The organism is Nocardioides zeicaulis, assembly GCF_042432345.1.
Taxonomy (GTDB): Bacteria; Actinomycetota; Actinomycetes; order Propionibacteriales; family Nocardioidaceae; genus Nocardioides; species Nocardioides zeicaulis.
Window position 1 is genome coordinate 999,871 of record NZ_JBHLXH010000001.1, and the last position, 10,631, is coordinate 1,010,501.

Genomic DNA, 10,631 nt, shown 5'->3' on the forward strand with positions numbered 1-10,631 from the left:
GTCCTCAGCCTAGGTCGGGGCGCTTGATCGTCTTCGGCGCCGTCGGCAGGTCCAACGGCGGCAGGGGGGCGGTCTGTTCCACGGGGGCGCCGTCGTCGTGGTCGAGCCACCCGTCGTGGGTGTCGACGAGCACCTCGAGCATGAACGCCGGCGCGTCGCTCAGCACGGCCCACGGGTGGTCCTCGTCGTCGTCCTCGCCCGCCAGCCGTTCACGCTCCACCCGCGCCTCGAACCCGTCGGCCACGAGCCGCGCGACCACCGCCCGCGCGTCGTCCTCGTCGAAGAAGATCGCCCTCACGCGGGCATTCTCCCCCGGCTCCCAGCCCGGTACCGACACAGACCGGTCCACGTCCCGGCGCCGGTGGGCGGTCGTGGTGGTACGTGGTGTGCCGCATCGCGCGCGTGACGGCGCCCGGACCTGGCACAGGGTATGTCGGGTCCGGGACCGCACCCGGATCCCGTCGGGGTGGGGCGGAGGGCGGCAGCCCGTGGCTATGTTCGGGACATGGAGCCAGGAGGCGGGTGGACGGGGCCGACGGCGGGCGAGCCGGCGTACGTGCAGGGCGTGCACCTCGAGCGGACCGACGAGGACGCCGCGGAGATCGAGGCGCTGGCGGCGCTGCTGGGCGAGCCGGCGGGGCTGGGCGGGCTGCTCGACGACCTCAAGTGGCCGCTGCGGCGCTCGCGGGTGCCGCGGCTCCTGGGGCGGGCGGTGCGCGAGGCCCACCGGTGGGACCCCTACGACGAGCGCGACGAGCTCTGGTACCCCCAGGGCATCTCGACCAGCGCGGACTCCTCCGACACCGGCGACATCGACGGGCGGCGGGTCGTCGTCGCGACGTGGTACTCGACGGGCAGGGACGGCGTGAAGCGCGGCTCGCGGGTCACGTTCGTCGACCTCGACTCGGGGCGCTACCGCCACGTGCTCCTCGTGCAGGCCGGCTTCGGCAAGGACGGCGCGCTGAGCCTGAAGCCGTTGAACGTCCACGCCGGCGGCATCGTGTGGGCGGGCCCGTGGCTCCACGTCGCGGCGACCAACCGCGGCTTCGTGACGGCACGCGTCGACGACATCATGCGGGTGCCCGGCAACGACGACCACCCGGACCGCTTCGGCATCGAGGGCACCACGCTCCACTCCTACGGCCACCGCTACGTGCTCCCGGTGCGCGCGACCTACCGCGCCCACACCGACGAGGGGCACGAACGGCTGCGCTACTCCTTCATGTCGCTCGACCGCCGCTCCGACCCGCCGGCGCTCATCGCGGGCGAGTACGCCGCCCGGGCCGGCGCGACCACGCGCCTGGCCCGCTACCCGCTCGACCCCGCCACCTGGCAGCTGGCGACCGGCGACGACGGCTTCTCGCGCCCCCTCGCGCTCGACGACGGCGGGGTGCGGCAGATGCAGGGTGCGGTGATCGCCGGTGGGCGCTACCACGTGACGGTGTCGCACGGCCCGTGGATGCCGGGCTCGGTGTGCGCGGGCGAGCCGGGCTCGATGAAGGTGCACAAGTGGGCGCTGCCGATGGGTCCGGAGGACCTCAGCTACTGGCCCTCCACCGACCGGCTGTGGTCGATCACCGAGCACCCGCGCCGGCGCTGGATCGTGGCGATGGACCGCCGCTTCTTCGACTGAGACCAGGACCGAGACCGGGACCGGGACTCAGACCGGGACCGCCGAGCCGGGCGTCAGGGCCTGAGCGTCGCCGGCAGGGTCTCGAAGCCGCGCAGGATGCGGGTCTCCCGGCGACGCGCACCGGGCTCGAGCCGCAGGTCGGGGTAGCGCTCCCAGATCGCGCGCAGGCCCACGTCACCCTCCATCCGCGCCAGCTGCGCGCCGAGGCAGTGGTGGCGCCCGGAGGAGAAGGAGATGTGGTCGCGCGCGTTGTCGCGGGTGACGTCGAAGCGCAGCGGGTCGGCGAAGACCGCCGGGTCGCGGTTGGCGCCGCCGAGGACGGCGGTCACCATCGACCCCGACCGCACCGCGTTGCCGGCGACCTCGGTGTCGGCCTGCGCCATCCGGGCGGTCAGCAGCACGGGCGGGTCGAGGCGCAGCACCTCCTCGACGACGTTGGGCCACAGGGCCGGGTCGGCCACGACGCGCGCCCGCTGCTCCGGGTGGTCGTGGAGCAGGGCGATGCCGTTGCCGAGGAGGTTGACCGTGGTCTCGAACCCGGCGGCCAGCACCAGTCCGGCGGTCGCCTTGAGCTCCCTCTCGTCGAGGCCGCGGCCCTCGTCGCGCACCGCGACGAGCTCGCTGAGCAGGTCGTCGCCGGGCACGCGACGCAGCTGCTCGAGGTGGCGTCCGAGCCAGGCGTCGAACTGCGCGAGCGCCTGCGTCACCGAGCGGTAGCGCCGCAGCCCGAGGCCGAAGTCGAGGCTCGGCGCGGCCGCCGAGCCGAACTCGAGCACGCGCGGCCGGTCGTGCTCCGGGACGCCGAGGATCTCCGCGATCACCGTGACCGGCAGCTGCGCGCAGTACGACTCCACGAGGTCGACCTCGTCGTGCGCACGCGGCTCGAGGCGGTCGAGCAGGTCGGCGGCGATCTCCTCGGTGCGCTCGCGCAGCCGCTCGACGGCACGCATGGTGAAGACACGGGTGACCAGCCGGCGGTAGCGGGTGTGGTCGGGCGGCTCGGTGACCAGCAGCGACGGCGGCTCGACCGGGTGCAGCGTGCGCGGCGCAGCCCACCGGGCCACCGTGCCGACCCGACCCCGGTCGGTCGGGAAGCCGGTGCGGAAGTCGTCGCTGGTCAGCACCTGGCGCACCGCGGCGTGGCTGGTGGCGACGTACCCCAGCATCGAGCGGTAGAGCGGGCCCTCCGCCCGGATCTGCTCGACCAGGTCGAAGGCCTCGTCGGAGCCGGTCGCCCCGACCCGCACCAGCCGGGCGTGGAGGTCGCCCCGGTCGGCGGCGCGCCGCAGCAGCAGCATGGGCAGCCCGTGGGCCACCCCCCAGTGCACCGTGGACCTCATGGGCCGAGGGTAGCCGCGCGGTGCCTAGGCTCATGGGCATGTGGCTGCTGATCGACCTCGTGCTGGTGGCCTTCTTCGCCGTCGTGGGCCGGCTGAGCCACTACGGCTCGCTGAGCCTCGGCGGCTGGTGGACGACCGCGTGGCCGTTCCTCGCCGGCACGCTCCTCGCGTGGGGGGTGCTCACCCTCCTCCGGCGACCGCCGGCGGCCCTCCGCTCGGGCGTGGTGGTGTGGCTCGGGACGCTGGTCGGGGGCATGCTGCTGCGCCGCGCCAGCGACCAGGGCACCGCCACCAGCTTCGTCGTGGTCGCGACCCTCGTCCTCGGGGTGCTGCTGCTCGCGCCTAGGCTCGGTGCACGTGCCCGACGCTGACGCCCCGACCGACCCCGCCACCCCGACGCAGAAGGCCGCCCGGGCCGTCCCGTACGCCGTCCTCGTCGCGGCGGTCGTGCTCGTCTCGGTCAACCTCCGACCGGGCGCGTCGTCTCCCGGCCCGGTGCTGGAGGAGGTGCGCGACGGCCTCGGGATGAGCGCCGGGGTCGCCGGCGCGATGACCGGGCTGCCCGGCCTGTGCTTCGGGGTCGTCGGCGCCCTCGCGGTCGGGTTCGCCCGGCGGGTCGGGATGACCGCCGGCATCACGATCGGCCTGGTCGCCGCGGCCGCCGGGCTGCTGCTGCGGGTCACCACCGACAGCGTCCCGGTCTTCCTGCTCCTCTCCGTCGTCGCCCTGGCCGGCATGGCCGTCGGCAACGTGCTGGTGCCGGCCTGGATCAAGGCCCACGGTCACACCGTCGTGCTGATGACCGTCTACGGCACCGGCCTGGTCGTCGGCGGCACGATCGGCTCGCTGGCCACCGCTCCGGTCACCGAGTCGACCGGCTCGTGGCGGACCGGCCTCGGGATGTGGGGCGTGCTGCTGCTCCTCGCACTGCCGGTCTGGGGCTGGCTGGCGCTGCGCGAGCGTCGCTCCCCCGCCGAGCACCAGGTCGACGAGGAGGCCCCGACCGGCCGGGTGGTGCACTCGCCGACCGCGGTCGCGCTGACCGTCCTGTTCGGCGTTCAGTCGATGCACGCCTACGTGCAGTTCGGCTGGCTGCCGCAGATCTACCGCGACGCCGGCCTGTCCGCCTCGCACGCCGGCGCGCTGCAGGCGCTGCTGTCGAGCATGGGCATCATCGGCGCGCTGGCGATGCCGACGGTCATCGCCCGCGGCCGCGGGCTGCGTCCGCTCACGGTGTCGTTCGGGGTCCTGCTCGCCCTCGGGTACGCCGGCCTGCTGGTCGCGCCGGCCACCGTCCCGTGGCTGTGGGCGCTGCTACTGGGGCTGTCGGGCCTGGCCTTCCCCACCGCCATCGCGCTCATCACCGCCCGCACCCGCCACCCCTCGGTGACGGCCCAGCTCTCCGGCTTCGTGCAGCCGGTCGGCTACGCCCTCGCCGCGATCGGGCCGTTCGTCGTCGGGCTCATCCACGACGCCACGGGCGACTGGGACCTCGTGCTGGTGCTGCTGGCGCTCACGTCCGTGCCGCTCGCCATCGCCGGCTGGCGGGTGGCCGCACCGACCTACGTCGACGACGAGATCTGATCGGCTCCCTCCCAGCCCTCCGTCCGGTAGTCCGGCGGGAGGACGGCTGACCGGTCAGTCGTCGCTGCGGGAGCCGCCGAGGCGGTGGTGGACCGTCGCGGGCGCCTCACCGAGGCCACCCACGCCCCGTCGTGGCTGTCCGCGGCGGACCGGCACGCCGGGCCGGGCCCGGTCCTCTGCGTCGCGCCGGCGCTGTCGCCGGTCGAGCCACGCGACCACGGCGACGGACGCCAGCACGGCCCCCGTGATCCAGATCACCTCCCGACCGTAGCCCCGCCACGGCGCTCTGTCAGGATCTGCGCGTGAACCAGTGGGTGGTGGTCGTCGGCGGGACCAACATGGACGTCGTCGCCCGCACCGCAACCCCGCTCGTGCCGGCCACCAGCAACCCCGGCACCACCCGGCTCTCGCCCGGCGGCGTCGGCCGCAACGTCGCCGCCTGCCTGGGCCTGCTCGGCGCGCCCGTGCGGCTGGTGTCGGTCGTGGGCCAGGACGCGTTCGGCGACGAGGTGCTGCGTGTGACCGCCGCCTGCGGCGTCGACGTCGGAGCCGTGCGCCGGGTGCCGGACGCCCGCACCGGCACCTACACCGCCGTCCTCGACCACCACGGCGAGCTGGTCTCGGCGGTGTCCGACATGGCGGTCGTCGACGCGCTCGAGCTCGACACGCTGCACCTGGCGGACGCCGCGCTCGTCGTCGTCGACGGCAACCTCGCACCCGCCCAGGTGGCGAAGGTGCGCGCCGCGGCCGCGGACGCCGGTGTCCCCGTGGTGCTCGAGCCAGTGTCGGTGGCCAAGGCCCGGCGACTCGCGCACGAGGTGCACGAGCTCTTCCTGGTGACCCCCAACTCCGACGAGGTCGGCGCCCTGGTCGGCCGCACCGGCGACCCGTGGGGAGCGGTCGACGACCTCTGGGACCGCGGCGTCGAGCACGTCTGGCTGCGCGAGGGCGCCCGCGGGTCCTACGTCTGCCGGGAGGGCGCACGGCCCGTGCACCTGCCGGCGATCCCGGTCGACGTCGTCGACGTCACCGGTGCCGGCGACGCGATGCTCGCCGGCTGGATCACCGCCTGGCTGCGCGGAGCCGACCCGGTCGAGGCGGCCCGCGAGGGCCACCGGGCCGCGGCAGCCACGGTCACCAGCCCGTTCACCGTCCGCCCCGACCTGGCCGAGGCGATGTCCGTCCTCGACCCCCCGACTCCGAGAGAGGTCACCGATGTTGACGATCACTTCCGAGGTGCGTGACGCGCTCGCGTCCGGGCAGCCCGTCGTCGCGCTGGAGAGCACGATCATCAGCCACGGCATGCCGTACCCGCAGAACGTCGAGATGGCGCGCACCGTCGAGGGCATCGTCCGCGACGGCGGTGCCGTGCCGGCGACGATCGCGGTGCTGCACGGCCGCCCGACGATCGGCCTGTCGGTCGACGACCTCGAGCTGCTCGCCTCCGACGACTCGGTCATGAAGGTCTCGATCCGCGACCTGCCCTACGTCGTCTCGCGCGGGCTGCACGGCGCGACGACGGTCGCCTCGACGATGCGCCTGGCCGCGCTGGCCGGCATCGAGGTGTTCGTGACCGGCGGGCTCGGCGGGGTGCACCGCGGCGCGGAGACGTCGTACGACGTGTCGGCCGACCTCACCGAGCTGTCCACCACCTCGGTCGCGGTCGTGTGCGCCGGCGTGAAGAGCATCCTCGACATCGGCCTGACGCTGGAGAAGCTCGAGACCCTCGGCGTCCCGGTGCTGGGCTACGGCACCGACGAGTTCCCGTCGTTCTACTCCCGCTCCTCGGGCTTCGGCGCCCCGATGCGGGTCGACTCGCCGGCGGAGGTCGCGGCGCTGATGCGCGCCAAGTGGGACCTCGGGCTCGCGGGTGGCGTCGTCGTGGCCAACCCCATCCCCGCGGAGTCGGAGATCCCCGCCGACGAGATCGGGGCGATCATCGAGCAGGCGCTCGGCGACATGGACGCCCTCGGGATCCGCGGCAAGGACGCCACGCCCTACCTGCTGGGCCGCATCGTCGAGATCACCTCGGGCGCGTCCCTGACCGCCAACATCGCGCTGGTCGAGCACAACGCCCGCCTCGGTGCCGCGATCGCGGTCGAGCACGCACGCTAGGTCGCTCAGAGCGCCCCGATGACCGTGCGGGGCGACGGGTTGGTGTGCGGGACACCGTCCATCACCACGGTCGGGACGACCTCGTCGCCTCCGTTGACGCCGCGGACGTACGCCGACGCCTCGGGGTCGGCCCACACGTCGACCCACACCACGTCGCGCACCCGGCGTCCGAGCACCAGGTGGAGGCGCTGGCAGAAGGTGCAGCCCCGGCGCCAGTAGACGACGACCCTGCCCTCGGCGGCGGCTCGGGCGCCCTCGGACGCACTGACGGACGGAGGTTTGCGGTTGAACACCCCTCCATCGTGGGGGTTGGATCAACCCATGGCCTCCCGACTGACCGAGATCTCGCTGGACTGCCACGACCCCGACCGCCTGGCCGACTTCTGGTGCGCGGTGCTCGACTGGGTGGTGCTGCACCGCGAGCCCGGGCTCGTCGAGGTCGGGCCGGCCGGGCGCGACGACCGCGAGCTGCTCGAGGCCGTCCGGTCCGGGCCGGTGGCACCGACGCTCTTCCTGGCGCAGGTGCCGGAGGAGAAGGTCACCAAGAACCGGGTGCACTTCGACGTCTCCCCCGTCGACGGCACGCAGGAGGACGAGGTCGAGCGCATCCTGGCCCTCGGCGCGACCCGCGCCGACATCGGCCAGTCGGGCGAGGAGTCGTGGACGGTGCTCGCCGACCCGGAGGGCAACGAGTTCTGCGTGCTCCGCAGCCTCGCGCCCGGCCACTTCACGCTGTGAGCGGCCTCGACGTCGCGCTGCCGATCACGACCGACCGGCTGGTGCTGCGCGCGCACCGCCTCGACGACCTCGGCGACCTCGCCCGCTTCCACGGCGACCCCGAGGTGGTCCGCTTCGTCCCGTGGCCGGTGCGCGACCGCGCGGCCACCGAGGAGACGCTGCGGGTGAAGCTCACCCAGACCGAGCTCCTCGCGCCCGGGCAGTGGCTGGTGCTCGCCGTCGAGGTGCGCGAGACCGGCCGCGTCGTCGGCGAGGTGCTGCTCAAGTGGGCCTCGGAGGCGCAGGGCGAGCTCGGCTTCGCGTTCGCCCGCGACGCCCAGGGCCGGGGGTACGCCGAGGAGGCCGCGCGCGCGGTGCTGCGCCTGGCCTTCGACGACCTCGGCTTCCACCGGGTCAGCGCCGTCGTCGTGGAGGGCAACGAGGCCTCCGTCCGGCTGCTCGGCCGGCTCGGCTTCCGGCAGGAGGCGCGCCACGCCGAGGCCGTCCACTTCAAGGGCGCCTGGGTCACCCAGCTGGTGTTCGCGCAGCTCGCGGACGAGTGGCGCTCGACCTGATGTCGCTGCGGACCTTCACACGCACCTTCGCCGGCGGGCGCGTCGCGCGTGGGATGGCGCGCGTCAACGCCCGCCACCCGTGGAGCCACAACGACCACTTCCACCCCTGGGTGCTCGCACACCTGCCCGAGCGGCGCGGGACGGCGCTCGACGTCGGGTGCGGGCGAGGCGGCCTGCTCGCCGCGCTCGCCCCGCGCTTCGCGAGCGTCGTCGGCGTCGACACCGACCCGGCGATGCGTGCGGCCGCCCGCGCCCGGTGCGCCGGCCTCCCCCGCGTCCGGGTCGACGACCGGGACTGGACCGAGGTCGAGGGACCGCTCGACCTGGTGACGATGGTGGCGGTGCTGCACCACCTCGACGTCGACGCCGCCCTCCAGCACGTCCGCGACGTGCTGGCCCCGGGCGGACGGCTGCTGGTCGTCGGGCTCGCCCCGCCCGCGTCGGTGCGCGACCATGTCTGGGACGCCGCCTCGATCGTGACCAACCCGCTCATCGGCCTCGCCAAGCACCCCCGCGTCGACCGCTCCGGTCCGCAGCCCCCGTCGTTCCCGGTGCGCGAGCCCACGATGACCTACGACGACCTGGCGCGGCGGGTGGCGACGGTCCTGCCCGGCGCGACGATGCGTCACCGCCTCGCCTTCCGCCACACGATCGCGTGGACCAAGCCGGGCCCGGCCGCGCGGAACATTTCGTGACCGGCACGCCGTTGTGCCGAGCATGACCACCTTGGGAATCGTCGGAGCAGGACACATCGGCAGCACGGTCGCGCGCCTCGCGGTGGACGCGGGCGTCGACGTCGTCATCGCCAACAGCAGGGGTCCGGAGACCCTGACCGACCTCGTCGCCGACCTCGGCGACCACGCCCGCGCCGCGACCGCGGAGGAGGCGGCCACCGACGGCGACCTCGTCGTCCTCACCGTGCCCCTCAAGGCGCTCGGCGACCTGCCGGTCGACGCCTTCGACGGCCAGGTCGTGCTCGACACGGGCAACTACTACCCCGAGCGCGACGGACGGATCGCCGCGCTGGACGACGGCTCGACCACCGCCAGCGAGCTCACCGCCCGCACCCTTCCCGGCGCCCGCGTCGTGAAGGTCTTCAACAACATCTACTTCGAGCACCTCGCCACGCTCGCCCGTCCCGACGCGGAGGCGGGCAGCGAGGAGCGCAGCGTGCTCGCCATCGCCGGCGACGACCCGGCGGCCAAGGACGCGGCGACCGCGCTGCTCGACCGCATCGGCTACGACGTCGTCGACGCCGGGCCGCTCGCGGAGGGTTGGCGCTTCCAGCCCGACACCCCCGCCTACGGCCTCCCCTACGACGGCAGCACCGACGGCCAGTGGTCCGGTGGCACCGCCAAGCGGGTCGGCGCCGACGAGCTGCGCGCCGCCCTCGAGGCCGCCACCCGCGACTGACGGACCGGACGGGCGGTCAGGGCCCGGCGAGGGCGACGGCCGCGACCCGGCCGCGGCCGTCCTCGACGAGGTCGATCGTGAGTCCGCAGCCCCGGACGTCAGCCCGGCCACCGGCCGTCAGCACGATCCTCGTCGAGCGGCCCGCGACCCGCAGCGGCCTCGCGCTGGGACGGCCGCAGGTCGTCGGGCTGGGCCCGCGACGTGGGGTCACCGACACGACCGGCTGACCGAGGTCGTTCGGCGCCGGGCGGGCGACGTACTGGACGACGGGGTCGCGCACGACGGTGCGCCACAGCCCCGACGAGCCGAGGTCCGTCGACCTGACGGCGCCGACCTGCGTGCCGTCGACGTGGACGCTGACCGTGTCGGCGAAGTCCGGTCGGGCCGTGCCCGAGAGCAGGAACCGCAGGAGAGCCCACGCGGTGTCGCGGGCACCCTCGTCGTCGGGGCACGTCCAGGTCGGCGCGGCCGTCGCGATCACGGTCACCACCTCGTCGCTCGTGACCGTGGTGCCCATCGACGGCACCGACCCCAGCACCTGGCCGGCGGGGTTGCACTGCGGCACGGCCCGCACCGCCACCGCGACGTGGTTGCGGACGAGCAGGGACGTGGCCTCCTCGGTCGTGAGGCCGAGCAGCGAGGGCACGGTCGCGGTGCGGACGGGCGGGTCGTCGGGCCGCTCGTCCGGGTCCGGCACGAGCGCGAGGGCGAAGGCGGCCACGACCACCGCGGCGAGGGCGAGGATCACGGCAGGCACGAGACGCGAGCGCGGTCGCCCGAGGACCTCCTCGCGCAACGCCGGCACGACGACGTCGTCAGGGTCGTCGGCGCGCAGGATCCGCCGCCGCTGCGCCTCGATCACCCGGTCCACCACCGACCCGGCCTCGTCCGCGGGCACGCCGAGGTCGGTCGCGAGCCCGACCAGGCGCGTACGCCGTGCCGCTCGGTAGTCCTCGACGTCCAACTCGCTCCCACGGGTCTGGGTCAGCGGAGTGTGGCCCGGAAGGCCCCGGGGTGGCAAGAGTTCGCCCTTCCGGGGGTGCGGGCCCTCCCGGTGGGGGGCTATACAGAAGGAACGGTGCCGCACGGCACCGCTCCCCGCGGTCCGCAACGGGCCCCAGCTGAAGGAGACTTCCATGAGCGAGTCCGAGACCGAAGGTCCCGCCGACGGCGGTGCCGAGGGCACTCCCGGCGTGCAGGACGGCGGCGCTGACGGCGGCGCCGAGGGTCCCGCCGACGGCGGTGCCGAGGGCA

At 74.6% G+C, this 10,631-nt stretch carries 14 protein-coding genes; 9 read left to right on the forward strand and 5 right to left on the reverse strand.

What is annotated here, in order from left to right:
• Positions 1-4: 4 nt before the first annotated feature.
• Positions 5-298: a hypothetical protein gene (locus tag ACFFJG_RS04970; protein ID WP_378517491.1), complete on the reverse strand. Its 294-nt coding sequence runs from the start codon at positions 296-298 to the stop codon at positions 5-7.
• Between the two features lie 207 nt (positions 299-505).
• Between ACFFJG_RS04970 and ACFFJG_RS04975 the strand changes: the two genes are divergently transcribed.
• Positions 506-1,633 carry a hypothetical protein gene (locus tag ACFFJG_RS04975; protein WP_378517492.1) on the forward strand — a complete coding sequence of 376 codons (1,128 nt, stop codon included), beginning with the start codon at positions 506-508 and terminating at the stop codon, positions 1,631-1,633.
• 53 nt (positions 1,634-1,686) lie between these two features.
• On the opposite strand, the gene ACFFJG_RS04980 is transcribed toward ACFFJG_RS04975, so the two are convergent.
• Positions 1,687-2,973, reverse strand: a complete 1,287-nt coding sequence (locus ACFFJG_RS04980; protein ID WP_378517493.1) for a cytochrome P450 — start codon at positions 2,971-2,973, stop codon at positions 1,687-1,689.
• Positions 2,974-3,011: 38 nt separating this feature from the next.
• Here ACFFJG_RS04980 and ACFFJG_RS04985 point away from each other — a divergent pair, with 38 nt between their 5' ends.
• On the forward strand, positions 3,012-3,344 hold the full coding sequence (locus ACFFJG_RS04985; RefSeq protein ID WP_378517494.1) for a DUF3054 domain-containing protein: 333 nt from the start codon (positions 3,012-3,014) through the stop codon (positions 3,342-3,344).
• A complete protein-coding gene (locus ACFFJG_RS04990) occupies positions 3,331-4,557 on the forward strand; it encodes an MFS transporter (protein ID WP_378517495.1) in 1,227 nt (408 codons plus the stop codon). Before ACFFJG_RS04985 ends, ACFFJG_RS04990 begins: the two co-directional genes overlap by 14 nt.
• 54 nt (positions 4,558-4,611) lie before the next feature.
• Here ACFFJG_RS04990 and ACFFJG_RS04995 read toward each other — a convergent pair whose 3' ends face one another.
• Positions 4,612-4,815 (reverse strand): hypothetical protein, encoded by a 204-nt coding sequence (locus ACFFJG_RS04995; protein WP_378517496.1) that lies wholly within the window; start codon positions 4,813-4,815, stop codon positions 4,612-4,614.
• Positions 4,816-4,859: 44 nt separating this feature from the next.
• Here ACFFJG_RS04995 and ACFFJG_RS05000 point away from each other — a divergent pair, with 44 nt between their 5' ends.
• Complete coding sequence (locus tag ACFFJG_RS05000) at positions 4,860-5,801, forward strand: carbohydrate kinase family protein (RefSeq protein WP_378517497.1); 942 nt, start codon at positions 4,860-4,862, stop codon at positions 5,799-5,801.
• The gene (locus tag ACFFJG_RS05005) at positions 5,773-6,672 is read left to right on the forward strand and encodes a pseudouridine-5'-phosphate glycosidase (protein WP_378517498.1); all 900 of its coding nucleotides are present in this window, start codon (positions 5,773-5,775) and stop codon (positions 6,670-6,672) included. The genes ACFFJG_RS05000 and ACFFJG_RS05005 overlap by 29 nt, the downstream gene beginning before the upstream one ends.
• Before the next feature lie 5 nt (positions 6,673-6,677).
• Here ACFFJG_RS05005 and ACFFJG_RS05010 read toward each other — a convergent pair whose 3' ends face one another.
• Positions 6,678-6,965: a glutaredoxin domain-containing protein gene (locus ACFFJG_RS05010; RefSeq protein WP_378517499.1), complete on the reverse strand. Its 288-nt coding sequence runs from the start codon at positions 6,963-6,965 to the stop codon at positions 6,678-6,680.
• Between the two features lie 28 nt (positions 6,966-6,993).
• Here ACFFJG_RS05010 and ACFFJG_RS05015 point away from each other — a divergent pair, with 28 nt between their 5' ends.
• Genes ACFFJG_RS05015 through ACFFJG_RS05030 form a run of 4 tightly spaced genes read left to right on the forward strand, consistent with a single transcriptional unit; the run spans position 6,994 to position 9,377 of the window.
• A complete protein-coding gene (locus ACFFJG_RS05015; protein WP_378517500.1) occupies positions 6,994-7,410 on the forward strand; it encodes a VOC family protein in 417 nt (138 codons plus the stop codon).
• A complete protein-coding gene (locus ACFFJG_RS05020) occupies positions 7,407-7,964 on the forward strand; it encodes a GNAT family N-acetyltransferase (RefSeq protein WP_378517501.1) in 558 nt (185 codons plus the stop codon). The genes ACFFJG_RS05015 and ACFFJG_RS05020 overlap by 4 nt, the downstream gene beginning before the upstream one ends.
• The gene (locus ACFFJG_RS05025) at positions 7,964-8,659 is read left to right on the forward strand and encodes a class I SAM-dependent methyltransferase (RefSeq protein WP_378517502.1); all 696 of its coding nucleotides are present in this window, start codon (positions 7,964-7,966) and stop codon (positions 8,657-8,659) included. Before ACFFJG_RS05020 ends, ACFFJG_RS05025 begins: the two co-directional genes overlap by 1 nt.
• A 22-nt stretch (positions 8,660-8,681) precedes the next feature.
• Positions 8,682-9,377: an NADPH-dependent F420 reductase gene (locus tag ACFFJG_RS05030; protein WP_378517503.1), complete on the forward strand. Its 696-nt coding sequence runs from the start codon at positions 8,682-8,684 to the stop codon at positions 9,375-9,377.
• A gap of 16 nt (positions 9,378-9,393) precedes the next feature.
• Here ACFFJG_RS05030 and ACFFJG_RS05035 read toward each other — a convergent pair whose 3' ends face one another.
• Positions 9,394-10,341 carry a PASTA domain-containing protein gene (locus ACFFJG_RS05035; protein ID WP_378517504.1) on the reverse strand — a complete coding sequence of 316 codons (948 nt, stop codon included), beginning with the start codon at positions 10,339-10,341 and terminating at the stop codon, positions 9,394-9,396.
• Positions 10,342-10,631 lie beyond the last annotated feature (290 nt).

What these genes read in the sequence shown, in the direction of transcription:
- ACFFJG_RS04975 (WP_378517492.1), top strand. Translation starts at nt 506, where the DNA reads ATGGAGCCAGGAGGCGGGTGGACGGGGCCGACGGCGGGCGAGCCGGCG.
- ACFFJG_RS04980 (WP_378517493.1), bottom strand. Translation starts at nt 2,973, where the DNA reads ATGAGGTCCACGGTGCACTGGGGGGTGGCCCACGGGCTGCCCATGCTG.
- ACFFJG_RS04985 (WP_378517494.1), top strand. Translation starts at nt 3,012, where the DNA reads ATGTGGCTGCTGATCGACCTCGTGCTGGTGGCCTTCTTCGCCGTCGTG.
- ACFFJG_RS05005 (WP_378517498.1), top strand. Translation starts at nt 5,773, where the DNA reads ATGTTGACGATCACTTCCGAGGTGCGTGACGCGCTCGCGTCCGGGCAG.
- ACFFJG_RS05015 (WP_378517500.1), top strand. Translation starts at nt 6,994, where the DNA reads ATGGCCTCCCGACTGACCGAGATCTCGCTGGACTGCCACGACCCCGAC.
- ACFFJG_RS05025 (WP_378517502.1), top strand. Translation starts at nt 7,964, where the DNA reads ATGTCGCTGCGGACCTTCACACGCACCTTCGCCGGCGGGCGCGTCGCG.
- ACFFJG_RS05030 (WP_378517503.1), top strand. Translation starts at nt 8,682, where the DNA reads ATGACCACCTTGGGAATCGTCGGAGCAGGACACATCGGCAGCACGGTC.